General features: G+C 65.4%; 12 protein-coding genes. 3 read left to right on the forward strand and 9 right to left on the reverse strand.

Translation table 11 applies throughout. From position 1 onward, the window contains the following. Positions 1-38: 38 nt before the first annotated feature. On the reverse strand, positions 39-1,826 hold the full coding sequence (locus tag ACSHWJ_RS11700; RefSeq protein ID WP_218797395.1) for a hypothetical protein: 1,788 nt from the start codon (positions 1,824-1,826) through the stop codon (positions 39-41). A 247-nt stretch (positions 1,827-2,073) separates the two neighbouring features. On the opposite strand from ACSHWJ_RS11700, the gene ACSHWJ_RS11705 reads away from it, so the two are divergent. Further along, positions 2,074-2,469, forward strand: a complete 396-nt coding sequence (locus tag ACSHWJ_RS11705; protein WP_010960053.1) for a bacteriohemerythrin — start codon at positions 2,074-2,076, stop codon at positions 2,467-2,469. A gap of 170 nt (positions 2,470-2,639) precedes the next feature. Further along, entirely contained in the window at positions 2,640-3,401 is a 762-nt protein-coding gene (locus ACSHWJ_RS11710) for a DUF4239 domain-containing protein (RefSeq protein WP_041360773.1), read from the forward strand. A 6-nt stretch (positions 3,402-3,407) separates the two neighbouring features. Here ACSHWJ_RS11710 and ACSHWJ_RS11715 read toward each other — a convergent pair whose 3' ends face one another. From ACSHWJ_RS11715 to groES, 8 genes are all read right to left on the reverse strand, one after another. Beyond that, positions 3,408-3,686: an acylphosphatase gene (locus tag ACSHWJ_RS11715; RefSeq protein WP_010960051.1), complete on the reverse strand. Its 279-nt coding sequence runs from the start codon at positions 3,684-3,686 to the stop codon at positions 3,408-3,410. 22 nt (positions 3,687-3,708) lie between these two features. After that, positions 3,709-5,925 (reverse strand): bifunctional 23S rRNA (guanine(2069)-N(7))-methyltransferase RlmK/23S rRNA (guanine(2445)-N(2))-methyltransferase RlmL, encoded by a 2,217-nt coding sequence (gene rlmKL / locus ACSHWJ_RS11720; protein ID WP_432539839.1) that lies wholly within the window; start codon positions 5,923-5,925, stop codon positions 3,709-3,711. Between the two features lie 15 nt (positions 5,926-5,940). Beyond that, a complete protein-coding gene (locus ACSHWJ_RS11725) occupies positions 5,941-7,209 on the reverse strand; it encodes a YhjD/YihY/BrkB family envelope integrity protein (RefSeq protein ID WP_017364881.1) in 1,269 nt (422 codons plus the stop codon). 19 nt (positions 7,210-7,228) lie between these two features. Continuing rightward, complete coding sequence (locus tag ACSHWJ_RS11730) at positions 7,229-7,810, reverse strand: hypothetical protein (protein WP_218797393.1); 582 nt, start codon at positions 7,808-7,810, stop codon at positions 7,229-7,231. 33 nt (positions 7,811-7,843) lie between these two features. Continuing rightward, entirely contained in the window at positions 7,844-9,373 is a 1,530-nt protein-coding gene (locus ACSHWJ_RS11735; RefSeq protein WP_218797392.1) for a DUF3131 domain-containing protein, read from the reverse strand. After that, positions 9,370-11,148, reverse strand: a complete 1,779-nt coding sequence (locus ACSHWJ_RS11740; protein ID WP_228370268.1) for a glycosyltransferase — start codon at positions 11,146-11,148, stop codon at positions 9,370-9,372. The genes ACSHWJ_RS11735 and ACSHWJ_RS11740 overlap by 4 nt, the downstream gene beginning before the upstream one ends. Positions 11,149-11,352: 204 nt before the next feature. Beyond that, positions 11,353-12,990, reverse strand: coding sequence for a chaperonin GroEL (groL, locus tag ACSHWJ_RS11745; RefSeq protein WP_010960045.1), 1,638 nt, complete (start codon positions 12,988-12,990; stop codon positions 11,353-11,355). A gap of 62 nt (positions 12,991-13,052) precedes the next feature. Next, positions 13,053-13,343 (reverse strand): co-chaperone GroES, encoded by a 291-nt coding sequence (gene groES / locus ACSHWJ_RS11750; protein ID WP_010960044.1) that lies wholly within the window; start codon positions 13,341-13,343, stop codon positions 13,053-13,055. A 215-nt stretch (positions 13,344-13,558) separates the two neighbouring features. On the opposite strand from groES, the gene ACSHWJ_RS11755 reads away from it, so the two are divergent. After that, positions 13,559-16,015, forward strand: coding sequence for a heavy metal translocating P-type ATPase (locus ACSHWJ_RS11755; protein WP_218797390.1), 2,457 nt, complete (start codon positions 13,559-13,561; stop codon positions 16,013-16,015). The last annotated feature ends 4 nt before the right edge of the window (positions 16,016-16,019 follow it).

Here is a 16,019-nt window from a genome sequence, read left to right on the forward strand (position 1 = left end):
AGACCGGCCCCTAAGTCACCGCTTCGCGCCGTTTCACCTCAACGCGGCGGGCGCCGGGTCTCCCGGAACCAGACCCGGTACTGCTCCATGCGCGCAGCCTGATCCGCCGGCGCATGCCGGGTGCAGGTGGAGTACTCTTCGGTTCCGCGTTCGGCTCCCCAGCGCACTTCCACGCAGTCGTTCGGATTATACGCAACTTCCAGGGCTTTCCGGCGCGCAAACAGCTCGGCGAGCGAAAGCCGCCAGGGACTGCCGTCGCTGCGGTGGTAGACGATGGACGCATCGCGTAGGCGCTCGGCATCCAACCGCTCCAGTTGCGTCTTGACCTCCGACGGCGACTGACCATGCAGGACGAACAGTTCCGGATAGCGCACCACCTGGTCGGGAAGCTGCGACATGACCTTGAGTGCGATGAGCAGGCGCATGTCGCGCGACGGCGTGGAGTAGTCCTCCCATGGACCGATGGTCTCGAAAACCGCGCCGCCGGCGGGCATGGGGATGACGGCACGGGGATGCTTGCGGAAGTACGCCTCGCCATTTTCCACCGAAGCCACCCGCGTCTCCAGTTGTTCCATCAATGCCTCGAACATGGCCTCGTAGGCCTGCCGCGGATCCAGCCCTTGCGGGTTGATCAGCCGCCCCATGTCGGCATAAAAGTCCTCGGGCGACAGATCGCCCTGTTGGTCCGAAAACGGTGCAATCAAGGCGGAGTGCGTCAGTTCCGCGTTGCCGGGAATCCGGACGGCCGCACCCGCAGACAGGAGCGGCCGGAAGGCCTTGAAGCCCGGCCCCGCGCCAGCCACATCGTCGGCGAAGAGAAACGTCCCTTCCCAGAACCGCTTGCGGCTGATGGAATTGTCGGGCTGGGCGTCCACGGCGAGCAACATGCCGCTCCGGTCCGCCGACTGCGGGACCCATTGGGCGATCATGAGCACGTGACCGTAGGGGTCGGCGTAGACCGTCCCCGGCCACAGATACTCCCGCTTGAGCGGCACCGGGTAGAAATCCGTGGCACCGTCCCGGAGGCCGGTGCGGGCGCTGCCCGAATGCACCGTATCCATCACCTTGCGAACGACCGCCGTGAACATACCCGCCGACACAGGGCCCCGCGCGAAGCCATCGGCGACGGTGGCCGCACCGCAGCGCGGCGGCTGGCTGGCCGTACCCCGGCTGCAGGCGCGGTAGGCCATGGGCAGACCGGTTTTCCAGGCGAAATAGGCGCGCAGGTAATACGGCAGATCGGCGCAATCGGGATCGGTCGGAATGTGCCGGTCCTCACCCGCGCCGAAATGGTCGTACAGAAAATTGCGGGACGGGTCCGTCAGCACCGGCTTGAGCGAGGGGAGGTTGACGCTGTCCTCGAGCGGATAGTCGAACAGTGTTTCGACCCAGGCGGAAAAAAAAGCCTCGGTGGCGCGATCCCACCGGCCCGGGCGGATGGCCGCCGTACCGCCGTCCACGTTCAGGTCCAGGCATGCCACGGTCCCCTCCGCGCCGCGCGCCTCCATCCGATAGTTACCCGGCTCAGCCCGGCCGATCTCTGCCGCCAGGCTCCAGGGCGGACCGCCCCGGCGCTCCGGCTCGAGCGGCAGGCTGGTTCCATCGGGAGCGCGCACCGACAGGTTCTGGATCGGCACATCGGCGGAAACCGCCATTATCTTCAGTGGCTCGCCCGGCACGGGAATGCGCGGCGAGACCCGGATCGAAGCGCCGGAGTCCGTGGACTCACACCGCGGCACACCGGGAACCTCAGCCGCCGGCGCCTCGCCCGGTATTCCAGCGACACTCACCACCACGACCACGAGACACCACAACCTTGAAAACATCGCCCCCCGCCCATTCAAGACACGGCGCCACCGGCCGCGGACCCATCCGCCCCGATCCTGGCAGGGACAGGGCGGCGCAGGCCGCCGGAAAAGGCAGGCATCACTTGCAGCCAAACCGTTAAAGTTTTGATCTGGATCAAATTTCGCCGCACCAGAATCCGTATAGTCCTGCTCCGGGTCTCATGCCCCAATCTGGCCCACGAGACCGCGTCCAGTATCACACACTAAAACGAGGAGGAAAAAATCCATGGCATTAATGACGTGGACCGCAGCAGAATTCGGCACCAACGTAGGCTTCGCCGACGACCAGCACAAGACCATCTTCGACATGGTCAACAAGCTGCATGACACCGCCGCTACGGGCAATCGCAGCGAAATCGGTAAGCAACTGGACGCGCTGATCGATTACGTCGTGATGCACTTCAAATCCGAAGAAACCGAGATGCAGAAGAAAGGCTACGCCGACTTCGCCGCGCACAAGGCCGAACACGACAAGCTCGTTGGCGTCTGCGCCGATCTGCAGAAGAAGTTCCACGCCGGGGAGGCCGAGGTGAACCAGGACACCACGCGCTTCGTACGGGACTGGCTGGTCAACCACATCCCCAAAGTCGACAAACTGTACGGCCCCTGCCTGAGCGCATAACGAGAGCGTTCCTCCCGGCCCCGCTCCGGCGGGGCCGCCCTTCTCCCGGAGGCAAGGATGCCTCCAGTCCGGTCTTTCCCGCGGTCTCCTCTACGCTACCGCAGTCGCTCGATGGCAAAATGGCGCGGCCTTGCCCGAGTCCGACACACTCATCGACCGGAACGCCCGCCATGACCATCCTCGGCATCACACTGATCACCCTCGTTACCGGCCTGGCGAGCATGGGCATCCACGGCCTGATCCAGCGATGGGTGGACCACCGCAGACTGCGCAACCTCAACGACGTGGCGGCGGCCGTGTATACCAATTTCGGCGTGCTGTTCAGCCTGATCCTGGGAATCCTGATCGGCCAGGGGGAAGAGCGGCGGGGGGACATTTCCTCGGCCGCCGTGCATGAAGCCGCCATCCTCATGGACCTGGTCAATGTGGCGCAAGCCTATGACGACGAGGTTGGGCGCGCCGTGCACACCGCTGCGATCGGCTATGCGAGCGCCGTCATCGATGAAGAATGGCCACTGCTGGCCGAACACCAGGGCGGGCGGATCAAACGCGCGCCGCTGGAACAGTTGTGGCGGATCAGCAAGGCGATCGACCCGAACGGGCCGCGCGGCCAGGCTCTTTACGACACCACGGTGTCGATGCTGGAAAACCTGGCGGAAGCCCGCTACGAGCGGATCTCCGTAGCGAACGACAATCTGAGCGACTTACTCCGGTTCGTGCTATGGGTGGGGGCTGCTTTCACCATCGCTTTCCTCTGGTTCTTCGGTGCCGAAAACCAGAAGGTCCAGCTCCTGCTGACCGGCATCGTGACGAGCATGCTGTCGTTGGTACTGATCCTGGTGTTGTCCATGAACAACCCCCTGGCGGGCGAACTGGGGGTGCGGCCCGAACCGTTCGTCAAGCTGCTGCGGGACTTGTCCTCAGCATCCTGACGGGTCTCAGACGTCGCGCAACACCGCGAACTCGGTGAACTCGCCGGTGACCGCCATTTCCCGGACATCGAGCCCCGTGACTCGCGCCAGGGGCGGACCGCGCCGGCACCAGGCCAACAAGGCGTCTACGCTTTCCGCATCGCCCTCGGCGACCAGCTCCACCCGCCCATCCGGCAGGTTGCGCACCCACCCGGTCAGCCCCAGCTCCGAGGCCTTCCGGGCCGCCGACGCTCGGTACCAGACGCCTTGCACCCGTCCTGCGACGAGGACATGAACCCGCTTCATCTTTCCACTCGCTCCTGATCTTTCACCGCTGACGGTCCGGCGCGAGGATACGCCAGCATGCATGGATTCTGGGGTTACGCTCGAAATCCTTCGGCAAGGTGAGGCGGCTGACGTCCTCGACCGCGCAGCCCGCCAGGGCCGTCTCGTCGAGTCTGAACCGGCGGCGGTTGGTGGAAAAAATCAGCAGACCGCCGGGTTCGAGCAGGGACACGACCTTTTTCAGCAGCGGCCCTTGGTCGCGCTGAATGTCGAAGCTGCCCGTCATCCGCTTGGAATTGGAGAACGTCGGCGGATCGAGGAAAATCAGGCCATAGCGGCGTCTGCGGTCAACCGCCTGCTCCAGCCAGTCCAGGCAATCGGCCTGGATGCGCAGGTGATCGCGCTCGCCGAAGCCGTTCAGGGCCAGGTTGCGACCCGCCCAGTCGAGATAGGTGTGCGACATGTCGACCGTGGTGGTCGAGGCCGCGCCGCCACCGGCCGCGTACACCGTCGCCGTCCCGGTATAGGCGAACAGGTTGAGGAAATGGCGATTGCGTGCCACCTGCTGGATCAGACCGCGGGTGATGCGGTGGTCGAGGAACAAGCCGGTGTCCAAGTAGTCCTCGAAGTTGACCCAGAAGCGCCAGCCCCCCTCCTCCACCACATGGAAATGTGCGGTCTGGCCCTGTTTGACGTACTGCGCATCGCCCTTCTGACGCCGCCGCACCTTGAGGAAAATCTGCTCACGCGGCACTTCCAGCACCTCCGGAATCATGGCGACCGCGCCGGCCAAGCGGCTTTGCGCCTTCGCCGGATCGACGCTGGCAGGCGCCTCGTATTCCTGCACATGGACCCAGAGCTTCTCACCCTGGTAGATATCCACCGCCACGGCGAATTCGGGCAGGTCGGCGTCGTACAGCCGGTAGCAACTCACGCCGTTCCTGCGCGCCCAGGTCCCCAGGTTGCGCAGGTTCTTGCGCAGGCGGTTGGCGAACATTTCGGACTGTTCCGCAGGGATGGCGCCGCGCCTGGCTTTTTCCACGATCTGCCGCAACTTCTTCTGGCCTTCGGTCTCGGGAACGCCGGAGCGCGGGGTGAAGAACCGTTCGGGCGCGATGTCGAACAGGAACAGCCGGCACTCCAGCGCGCCGTTGTAGAGGGTATGGTAGCGCCCCGCCCTTATCCCGATCTGGAACGCCAGTTCAAAGTTGCCGGTCAAGAGGGCAGCGTTCCAACCCCGGAAATGCCGCTGCAGGGTTTCGCCGAATTCGCGGTAGACCGGGATCAGACTCTCAACGTCGCCCAGCCTTTCGCCGTACGGCGGATTGACCACGACCAGCCCCGGCCGTCCTTTCGGGCGTACATCGGCGGCGACCTTGCGTTCGACGTGGATCCTGCCGCGCAGGCCGGCCCGATCGATGTTGTCGAGCGCCAGATGGATGGCGCGGCGGTCCAGGTCGTAGCCGAGGATGGGTGGCAACCGCGCGAGCCCGGCCTCGGCCCGCTCACGGGCCTCGGTCAACAGCTTCCGCCAGAGTTCGAGGTCGTGGCCCTTCCAGGCGAGAAAACCGAAATACTCGCGGAACGAGCCGGGAGCGATGTCTGCCGCGAGCAACGCACCTTCGATCAGCAGGGTGGCGGAACCGCACATGGGATCGATCAGACTGCCGCCCCGGGCCGCGATGTCCGGCCAGCCGGCACGGATCAGGACCGCCGCCGCCAGGTTCTCCTTGAGTGGCGCCGGCCCGGCCTCGGTGCGATAGCCGCGCCGGTGCAAGCTGTCGCCCGAAAGATCCAGACCGATGACCGCCTGATCGGCATCCAGGTGCACATTGATGCGAATGTCCGGCCGTTCGAGCCGGACCGAGGGCCGCCGTCCGCAGTGTTCGAGAAACTGATCGGCGATCGCATCCTTGACCTTCTGGGCACCGAACAAGGTGTGGGTGATAGCCGAACGGCGCGAGGAAAAATCGACGGCGAGCGTAGCACCGGGCCCGAAATGCCGGCCCCAGTCGGTGCGCTGCACGCCGTCGTAGAGCGCCTCCGGCGTCGCGGCGGCGAAGCGGTCCAAGGACATCAGTATCCGGTTGGCCAGCCGCGACCACAGACAGACGCGATAAGCCGTTTCCAGCGTACCGCGGAATTCCACCCCGGCGCGGGTTTCCTTGATGGATTCGGCCCCCAGCCCGTCCAGTTCACGGACGAGCAAAGGTTCCAGGCCCTTGGGAGCCGTAGCGAAGAAATCTCGGGTCATGGGCATGATGAATCGATCGAATTAGCAGGAAGGGGCCGGGCCGGCCCAGTCGCGCAGGCTCACGCCGGCCAGGGCGGCTGACAGGGAAGTCTCCGCAGCGGCCAGCCCCAGGGCGACCGGCTCCGGAACCGGCAGACCGTCTGCCTTTCCGCGCAAGGCTTCGAACACCTCGAGCACAGCGATCGTCCCCGGATCACGGGCGGGGAGGAAACCCGGACGGCCGTGGTCGATGGCAACGATGAGGCCGGTCTGCTGCAGCAGCGACAGCAATTCCCCGGTGAGGACTTCCGGAAGGTTGAGCGATTCGGCCAGATCCGGGAGACCGGGCGGAGATTGTCCGGCCATGAAACGCCGGACGATCAGGTACATGAGCGCCAGCCCTCCGTGCTCCCACAACCGGTTGTCCGCCCTCGTCCTCCCCGTCGACTGGCCGATGCATTGGGGATTCTGGAAGAAAAAACTGCACTGCGCGCCCAGCAGGACGATCAGCCAGCTCACGTACAGCCATACCATGAACAGCACCAGGATGGCGAAGCTGGAATACACCGCGTGATATTGCGACGACCCCGCGACGAACTCCCCGAACACCCAGCCGGCCAATTCCCACATCGCACCCGCGACCACACCGCCGAACAGGGCCGAACGCAGCTTGACCCGAGCGCTGGGAATGACCCAGTAGAACAAGGTGAAGGCCAGGATGATCGCCGCATAGGGCAGCACATGTTCCGCAAGACTCCAGGCCCAGCCGGCCGTACCTCGACCGGAATGGCGACCCAGGAGTCCGGTCATGCTGCCGAAGGCCGAGAGCAGCAGCAGCGGGCCGACCAGGGTGAAGCTCAGGTAATCGCCGAGCCGGCGCCAGAGGTTGCGGGAAGTGCGGGTACGCCAGACATGGTTGAAGGACTCCTCGATCTTGTCCAGCATGGTGATGCTGACGTAAAACAAAAACAGGAAGCCCAGAAAACCGAGCACCCCAACCTTCATCCGCTTGACCGAGTCGATGATGGCATCCTTCACCTGCTCCGCGTTGGCTCCCAACGGATCGAGCAGTTCCGACAACAAAGGCTCGAGCCCGGTGTGCGCACCGAACGCCTTGAGCACGGAAAACGCCACGGCGAGCAAAGGAATCAGCGCCAGCAGGCTGGTGTAAACCAAACTCATGGCACGGTAATCCAGCCCGCCGGCGCGGATTTCGCCCGCCAGCGCGACCGCGCAGCGCAGAACGAGGGTCAAGCCGCGGCGTACCGGCTCGTACATGTCGCGGACCGGTCGCCGGTAGGGGAGGTTCATTGCAAAAAAGTCGAATGTCTCAATCCGCCGCCTCCCGATCGGGCCGACAGCGGTACAGTTGCCGTTCGTACGTTTGGGCGGTGGCCGCCACTTTTCTGGCGATGTTCATCAGCCAAGGCTTGGACAGATAGCTGCGGCGCTGCCACCCGCCCCAGCCCTCATGGTAGGCGAGATACAGGTTGTAGGCGTCGCGCTTGGAGACGCCCAGCCGGTTCTGCGACTGATGCGCATACCAGCCGAGGAAATCGGCCACATCCGCCAGATCGTCCCGATCGCCGCCGGCGTTGCCGCTCCTTTCGGTGTAAAGCTCCCAGGTTCCATCCAACACCTGGCCGTAGCCATAAGCCGAGGTCGGATGCCAAAGCGGTATGCCCAGGAACCGGACCTTCGGCGGCCGCGCGTCTTCCACGAAATCCGACTCATGCCTGATGATCGCCATCTGCACCGGAATGGGCAGCCCCCATTTCAGCTCTGCCTGGCGGGCCCCTTCATACCAGTCGTCCTTTTCGGTAAAGATGGCGCAGATGTCGGCGGGATTACGGGGTGGCGCGGCGGCGCAGCCCGCCAGGAGCAGCAAACCCAGCACGAATGTCTTCTTCATGGGATCCGGACCGAAGCCGCCGGGAGCCGCCCGTCAGCGGTGTTTCCCTGCCGATCTGGCGTCCGTTTTCCGGGTCTTCGCGCCGTGCCCGGTGGAAGTCTTGGGGGCGGCGGAGGCGCCCTTCCCTTTCCGTGAGCCGGCCATCCCGGTCTTGGCCCTGAGGACCGGCCCGGATTTGGCCGCCGGCTTGGCCCGGGCCGCCGCCCCGCGGCCATCGGGCGGCTGGGCCGCTTGCGGCCGGGTGGAAGGCGCTGGCTCGGCGAGTTCCAGCGGCGGCTGAACCGCCACCAGTGCGCCGAACTGCCGGAAATGCATGGCCTCCAATACCATGGCATTGGTGCCGGCGCTCATCGCCCGGTTGACTCGGTCCTTGGTCTCATACCAGCCGGCGTACCACCCCCGTTCCGGATCGAACAAGCCCGCGGCCTTTTCCGCCAGTTGCCGGCCATACTCCGTATCGTACAGGACATGCCAGCCGACGGCATCACCGGCGTTAAGGAAACGGAAGTCCGAAACCTCCCTCCCATCCGTCGCCAGCGTCTGCCACGACCGGGTCCCGGCATAAACGGCGTTGTAGACGAAATACGGCGCCTCGTCGACGGGGCCGGAACTGGCCGCCGTCAGCCTGCCGGTCGCCTTGAACCGGTTTTCCTGGGCGCGGAACACCCGCCATGCTTCCTCCCGACCGTCACGGTCCCAGCCGAATTCCAGCCCTTCGATGACATAGGGCTCGCCGACGGTGTAGTTGCGGGTGGAAAATCGTTCTGGCGGCCGCGGATCGAATGGTACCTCAACGCCTTGGACCTTGGCATAGCCATGGGACACAGCGACCGCCGGCGCGGCGATTCCCATCAGCGCAAGGGCCTTCGCCGCGTAGGCCTCATAGGCTCCGCGTCCTTCCTGGGAATACTCGACCTGCCCCTGCGCATCGACGACCGCGCCGGTCAGCACGCCTTCCCGCACCAGCCGGTCGAGCCGCCAACGCCGCACCACGGCGCTCGCCTCGGCGGCATGGGCTGGATAGTTCCAGACGATGACATCGAGCGGTACCAGCACCCGGGCGATATCGACCGCGGACCAGCCGACGCCCCGATCCGAAGGCAGCCCCTCCGCATCCGCCATCCCGAGCGTTTCGGTGAGATAGAACCGGTTGGGGAGTTCGCCCTGGAACAAAGGGATCCTTGCGAGAGCGTTTAGAACCCGGCCCAGGCGCTGGTCGAACTCGCTGCGGTCGATGACGCCAAGGCGGTGGGCGGCAATCATGGCGAGCAGATGGGAACCCGTATCCCACAAGGTGGTGACGGAACGGCCGTCGGCCGCATTGACCAACCCCGTCTCCTCCTGGGAATTGCGCTGGAAATAGCGCCAGGCAGCCTGGGCCCAACGGGTCTCTTCCTCGGACAGGGCGCCGTGGAGGGCACCGGGTATCTCCCCGGCGGGCAACGGCGGCGGCACGGGACAGGAAGGCATCTCCAACCATGACACCAGTGCGGCCGCGCTCAGGAGCCCGAGGATCACCACCAGATGCTGGCGGGCAGCGAGTAACGCCTTCGGATAGCTCATGCCTGGACCTCTTGCGCAGAAGGGGATTCGACGGAAACGTTCCGCGCCGAGAGACTGACGGTGCCCGACAGCAGAACGACGTTGTAAAGTCCCCACAGACCGTTGACGAGCAGACCAGACGGATCCGGGTGGCTGCCGAAGGCGAAGCGGGCCACGGCGAAAAACATTCCGCCCAGCGTCAAGGCGGTGGCCGCGATGCGGAATTCGGCCAGCCGGGACAGGTCGCGCGCCCGCTTGCTTTTCGCAACCATGGGAAACCGCCGTCCCCGCATCACCGCCCACAAGGCGTGCAGATCCACCGGCAACAGGGCCAGCGAGGCGGCCCGGTGCCGGAAACAAGACACGCCCCAGGTACCCGTCATCATGGCCAGCTCCGCAGTCAGAAGAAACGGCAGGAGATGGATGAAAAACTGCGGCGAATAAGCGGCGACCGGTGCGATACCGGTGTAGAGAAACACGATCGGCGCCAAGAGGAACACCGAGTGCCACAGGCAGCCGAAGCTGGACCACAGCGTCTGGACGTACAGGAGCCGCTGGGGCAGGCTCAACCCGCGGGAAAAAACTGGATTGTCGCGTAGCGCGATCTCCATGAGACCCAGGGTACGGCGGAAACGCCGGACGACCGCTTCCCGCGGAGTCTGCGGCGATGACATCCTACACTCGACGCGGGGATGCAGCACCGACCGCCAACGTCGGCCACGGCAACCGTGGAGCACCATGGACGCATAAAAATGTTCGGATTCGCGCAAGTGATACGGCGCCACCCCGGCATCCGCGGCCGCTTGGCGCGTCACCGATTCGACGAAATCGGCGCGGCATTCCTGGTCGCGGATCCCCTTTGCGAACCGGCCAACCGCTTTGCCGACCCGTCTGACGCACACCAGATCCACGGCCTCCGCGAGCGCGTCACTGCGGTACACCGCGCCCGCTCCGCACGAACAGGCCGCATCGGCCCGGTCGCGCCGTCGCTGGATCACATCGAAAAACAGCGCCGGGTCGCTGCCGTACGGGTCTCTGCCGATCCATACCGGTCCTGCCACGGCTTCGCACACCTTTGCCACGGCCCTGCCCGTGGGGCCGAAACGGTATCCCAGGACATCGCCCAGCGGGATGCCCTGGGGGACGTCGTCATACCACTGCGGGGTCTGCACCCAGGCCACGGCCGGGTCGCGGAAATACCCCAGGGTATGCTCCAGGAAGGATGGAAACATCCGGGTATCGGCATCGCAGAATACGATGAAATCCCCTTGCATCTCCTCGACGATGCGGCGCAGATTGTGCGTCCCCAGGCCATCCTGCTCCTCCGGCACGAGGTAGGCGACATCCAATGAGTCTGCGAGCTGTTTCATGGCCGGGCGGTGGCCGGCATCGTAAAGGTGCAGCCTTATCTCGATCCGATAGGGATAGACCAGCCTCTTCGCACATTCCAAGCTTTGGCGGACCAGCGCCGCCTCCTCGTCACAGGTCACGACACACACGTCCACGGCCAGCGGCCGGTGGGGTGCAGCGAGTTCGGAAACGCACTCGGAGATCCAGTGAGGCGCAGACCGCGAGGGCCGGGCGGCGGTCCGCCACAGATTGTAGGCGAACAAGGCCCAGGCGAGATAAGCGCAGCTTTCGGCGACAACCACCGGCACCGAGAACCACAACGCGTGCTGGTTCAGGGATGCCGTCCAGCGCCAGCCCAGATACCAGGCGCCAAGAACAAGGGCGAGGGTCGCCAGGTATTGGTAGAGCGACTCACGCCACGGCGACAGAGGCAGCGGCTCGGGCACCCCTCTATCATCGAACCTGTCCAAATCGTGACCCATCCTCTTGCCTCGCAGTAAAGATCGGCCCGGCAATGCGGCCCGTCGTGATAGTAAGGCAGAACCGCCGGGGCCGGAAGCTCAATGCCCGTTCCCCAAAAAGGAAAAGGCCCCACCCGGCGGGGTGGGGCCTTTTCCATCAGCCTTGGAACGAGGGTGGCGGGGCTTGTCCTACATCATGTCGCCCATGCCGCCCATGCCGCCCATGCCGCCCGGCATCGGCGCCTCCTCCTTCGGCTCCTCGGCGACCATGGCCTCGGTGGTGATCATCAGGGAGGCGACGGAGGCTGCGTTCTGCAGCGCGGAACGGGTCACCTTGGCCGGGTCGAGAATGCCCATGGCCACCATGTCGCCATACTCCCCAGTCGCGGCGTTGTAACCGAAGTTGCCAGCACCTTCCGCGACCTTGTTCAACACCACCGACGGCTCGTCACCCGCATTGGCGACGATCTGCCGCAGCGGTTCCTCCATCGCGCGGCGGGCGATGCTGATACCGACGTCCTGGTCGTGGTTCGCGCCCTTGAGGTCGCGCAGCTTGGCCAGCGCCCGGATCAGGGCCACGCCGCCGCCCGGTACGATGCCTTCTTCGACGGCGGCCCGGGTCGCGTGCAGCGCATCTTCCACGCGCGCCTTCTTTTCCTTCATTTCGACTTCGGTGGCCGCACCGACCTTGATGACCGCGACGCCGCCGGCCAGCTTGGCCAGACGTTCCTGCAGTTTTTCACGGTCATAGTCGGAGGTGGTGTCCTCGATCTGCTTGCGGATCTGCGCCACGCGGCCCTGGATGGCCTCGCTGGAACCCGCGCCGTCGATGATGGTGGTGTTTTCCTTCGTGATCTGGACCTTCTTCGCGGTACCCAGATCGGCCAGGGTCGCCTTCTCCAGGCTGAGGCCGATGTCTTCGGAGATGACGGTGCCGCCGGTCAGTACGGCGATGTCTTCCAGCATGGCTTTACGACGGTCACCGAAGCCCGGCGCTTTCACCGCTGCGACCTTCAGGATGCCGCGCATGTTGTTGACCACCAGGGTGGCCAGGGCCTCGCCTTCGACGTCCTCGGCGACGATCACCAACGGGCGCCCGGCCTTCGCCACCCCTTCCAGCACCGGCAGCAGTTCGCGGATATTGGAGATCTTCTTCTCGTTGATGAGAATGAAGGGATTCTCCAGCTCGGCACTCATGCTCTGCTGATTGTTGATGAAATAGGGGGACAGGTAGCCGCGGTCGAACTGCATACCCTCGACGATGTCGAGCTGGTTCTCCAGCCCCGATCCATCCTCGACCGTGATGACGCCTTCCTTGCCCACCTTGTCCATCGCCTCGGCGATGATCTTGCCGATGGATTCGTCGGCGTTGGCGGAAATGGTGCCGACCTGGGCGATCGCGTTGCTGTCGGTGCAGGGCACGGACATGGCGTGGATTTCGTCGACCGCCGCAGCGACGGCCTTGTCGATGCCGCGCTTGAGGTCCATCGGATTCATGCCGGCGGCGACGGCTTTCAGGCCCTCGGTCAGGATCGACTGCGCCAGCACGGTGGCCGTGGTGGTGCCGTCACCGGCCACGTCAGAAGTCTGCGAAGCGACTTCTTTCACCATCTGCGCCCCCATGTTCTCGAACTTGTCGGACAGCTCGATTTCCTTCGCCACGGACACGCCGTCCTTGGTGACGGTGGGCGCACCGAAGCTCTTTTCCAGCACCACGTTACGGCCTTTCGGACCCAGGGTGACTTTCACCGCGTGCGCCAGAATGTTGACACCGCGCAGCATGCGGGTGCGTGCATCGTCGCTGAACTTTACTTCTTTAGCTGCCATTTGGATTTACCTGCGATTGATGATTGATGAGGGCTTGGGAATGGGCGGGCGGAGCTTTGAGATCAGCTCTCGAGGACGGCCAGGATGTCGTCCTCCCGCATCACCACCACGTCTTCGCCATCGACCTTGACCTCGGTACCGGCATACTTGCCGAACAGGACCTTGTCGCCCACCTTGACCTGCAGTGCGCGCACCTCACCGTTGTCGAGCACCTTGCCGTTGCCAACGGCCAGGATCTCGCCGCGCATGGGCTTTTCCGCAGCGCTGTCGGGAATCACGATTCCGCCTGCGCTGGTGCGTTCCTCTTCCAGACGTTTGATGATGACTCGGTCGTGCAAAGGACGAATTTTCACGGTAATCTCCTGAATTTCCAAATGAAATCGGCTGAAACCCTCAAGGGTGCCCACGACGAGGCTGTTAGCACTCACTTGAAGTGAGTGCCAAATGATAGCGGCGGATGGGAGGGTGTCAAGCGGCGGGGATACCCCCGGCCCTCATGGTGGCGTGGCCGGATTCAGGTATTGCCGGGCTATAATGGTTCCCCTTCCAGCCCTCGGTCCCGCAACGCATGGCCGCCGAACCGAAGACGCCCGAATGCTTCCAGGTCGCCCACCGGACCCGTTCCCGCCTGCGCATCGTGGTCCCCGCGCTGCGCAAGCAGGTCGAGCGGACCCGGATTTTCGGCGTGCTGCTGCAGAAACACCCGGCGGTGAGGCGGGTCCGGGTGGTACCGGCATTGGGATCGGTGACGGTGCATTTCGATCCCACGGCGGTGACGACGGCCGATCTCCAGTCCTTTTTCGGCAAGCTGCTGGACAACCTGGGATCGTCGCCGACGCTTCCCTCCGCCGTCCGGTCCGGGACGAATCCTGCGGCGCCGCTGCACGAATTCCATGTTGCGGTCGAAGGCATGACTTGCGTATCGTGCGCGCTGCTGATCGAGATGCTGCTCCGCCGTGACCCGCGAGTGGCTTCGGCCAGCGTCAATTTCGCGACGGAAACCGCCCAGGTGCTGACGTCGATGAGCTGGGACGAACTGTCCGGGACCTTGCGCCGGCGGGGCTACCAGGCCCGGCCGATGGACAGCGTCGCGCAACGCCGGGTTTGGCTGGCGCGGGAGACGACCCGCATCGGCAAGACCTGGCAGCACTGCTTCTGGTCTCTGGTGTTCAGCCTGCCGACCTTCCTGATCGGCCTGTTCGCACCGCGCTCGCGGCTGATGGGCTGGGTGCAGCTCGCGGTGTCGGCGCCGCTGCTGCTGGGAGGCGGAAGGGGGTTCTTCGACCGGGCCTGGCAAACGGCGAGGCGCCGTTCCGTCAGCACAGACACGCTGGTCGCCGCCGGCGTCGGTGCGGCCTACGCGTACAGCTTTTTCTCCCTGGCGAGCGGACGCGGCGGCTATTACTTCGAAGCCGCGGCAGGTGTGATGTCCTTCGTACTCATGGGCCGCTATCTGGAAGAGAAGGCCCGCAGCCAAGCGGGTCAGGCCATCCGCCAGCTGGTGGAACTGCAACCGCTGACGGCGACGGTGCTGCAGAGCGGGCGGCCGGTGAGCCTCCCCATCGAGGAGATCCGGGTCGGCGACCGGCTGCTGGTGCGACCCGGCGAGCGCATCCCCGCCGACGGCGAAGTCGTTCACGGCCTGTCGGCGGTGGACGAATCGATGGTGACGGGCGAGAGCCTGCCGGTGGTGAAAGGGACCGGCCATCGCGTCACCGGCGGCAGCATCAATGGCGATGGAGCCCTGCAGATCCGGGTCAGCGCGGTGGGCGCGGACACCGTCCTGGCGGGTCTCCTGCACACCCTGGACGAGGCGCAGACCGGCCGGCTGCCCGTTCAGCGCATGGTCGACCGTCTGTCGGCCTTTTTCGTGCCCGCCGTGATGGCGGTATCCGGCGCCACCTTCTTCGGCTGGATGGCGGCAGGCGCGGGATTCGGCACCGCGCTCATCCATGCCGTCACCGTGCTGCTGGTGGCCTGTCCTTGCGCGCTGGGGCTGGCGACACCGGCCGCCGTGATGGTCGGCACCGGGCAAGCGGCGCGGCGCGGCATCTTCATCCGTAACGCCGAGAGCCTGGAAACCGCAGCGGGCCTGACCGTCATCGTGTTCGACAAGACCGGCACCCTCACCGAGGGCAGGCCGAGAATCACCGACATCGCCAACGTCTCGGATCTGGACGATGCCGGACTGCTGCGGCTGGCTGCGTCCGCGGAGTCGCATTCCGAGCACTTCATCGGCAAGGCCATCCTCGCGCACGCCGCCACATTGGGTCTGGCCTGGCCCGAACCGGCCGAGTTCCGGCTCGAACCCGGCCTGGGCATCGCCGCCATCGTCGAGGGTCACGAAGTGCTGATCGGCAACCAGCGCTGGCTCGACAGGCACAAGATCGAGAGCGGCCGGAACCTGGGCGACGCGGCGCGGAAGCTGGGCGCGCAGGGCAAGACGCCGGTATTCGTCGCACTGGACGGGCACGCCGCCGCCGTGCTCGGCGTCGCCGACCCGCCCCGACCCGATGCCGCGGAGGCCGTGGCCAGCCTGCACCGGCGGGGCGTGCATACGCTCATGGTGACGGGCGACGTCGCGCCCGCCGCCGAGCACATCGCCGCCCTGGTCGGCATCGACCGGATCGAGGCCGGCGCCCGTCCGGGCCGCAAGCTGGAAATCATCCGCCAGTTGCAGAACCGCGGCGAGCGGGTCGGCATGATCGGCGACGGCATCAACGACGCCCCGGCCCTGGCCGCGGCCGACGTCGGACTGGCGGTCGGTCACGGCACCGACATCGCCAAACAGAGCGCCGATCTGACCTTGCTCACCGGCGACATTTCCAAGGCGGCGGAGGCCATGGAACTCAGTGCCCGCACTCTGCGGGTGATCCGCCAGAACCTGTCCTGGGCCTTCGGTTACAACCTCGTCGCCATTCCGCTGGCCGCCTTCGGCAAGCTGCACCCGATGGCCGCCTCCGCCGCGATGGCGGCAAGCTCGGTCGGCGTGGTGCTGAACGCCCTGCGGCTGCAGCGGGATTGAGACG

This window comes from Methylococcus sp. S1M, assembly GCF_051295855.1.
Lineage (GTDB): Bacteria > Pseudomonadota > Gammaproteobacteria > Methylococcales > Methylococcaceae > Methylococcus > Methylococcus capsulatus.

What these genes read in the sequence shown, in the direction of transcription:
- ACSHWJ_RS11735 (WP_218797392.1), bottom strand. Translation starts at nt 9,373, where the DNA reads ATGAGCTATCCGAAGGCGTTACTCGCTGCCCGCCAGCATCTGGTGGTG.
- ACSHWJ_RS11700 (WP_218797395.1), bottom strand. Translation starts at nt 1,826, where the DNA reads ATGTTTTCAAGGTTGTGGTGTCTCGTGGTCGTGGTGGTGAGTGTCGCT.
- ACSHWJ_RS11710 (WP_041360773.1), top strand. Translation starts at nt 2,640, where the DNA reads ATGACCATCCTCGGCATCACACTGATCACCCTCGTTACCGGCCTGGCG.
- ACSHWJ_RS11755 (WP_218797390.1), top strand. Translation starts at nt 13,559, where the DNA reads ATGGCCGCCGAACCGAAGACGCCCGAATGCTTCCAGGTCGCCCACCGG.
- rlmKL (WP_432539839.1), bottom strand. Translation starts at nt 5,925, where the DNA reads ATGCCCATGACCCGAGATTTCTTCGCTACGGCTCCCAAGGGCCTGGAA.
- ACSHWJ_RS11715 (WP_010960051.1), bottom strand. Translation starts at nt 3,686, where the DNA reads ATGAAGCGGGTTCATGTCCTCGTCGCAGGACGGGTGCAAGGCGTCTGG.
- ACSHWJ_RS11705 (WP_010960053.1), top strand. Translation starts at nt 2,074, where the DNA reads ATGGCATTAATGACGTGGACCGCAGCAGAATTCGGCACCAACGTAGGC.
- ACSHWJ_RS11730 (WP_218797393.1), bottom strand. Translation starts at nt 7,810, where the DNA reads ATGAAGAAGACATTCGTGCTGGGTTTGCTGCTCCTGGCGGGCTGCGCC.
- groL (WP_010960045.1), bottom strand. Translation starts at nt 12,990, where the DNA reads ATGGCAGCTAAAGAAGTAAAGTTCAGCGACGATGCACGCACCCGCATG.
- ACSHWJ_RS11725 (WP_017364881.1), bottom strand. Translation starts at nt 7,209, where the DNA reads ATGAACCTCCCCTACCGGCGACCGGTCCGCGACATGTACGAGCCGGTA.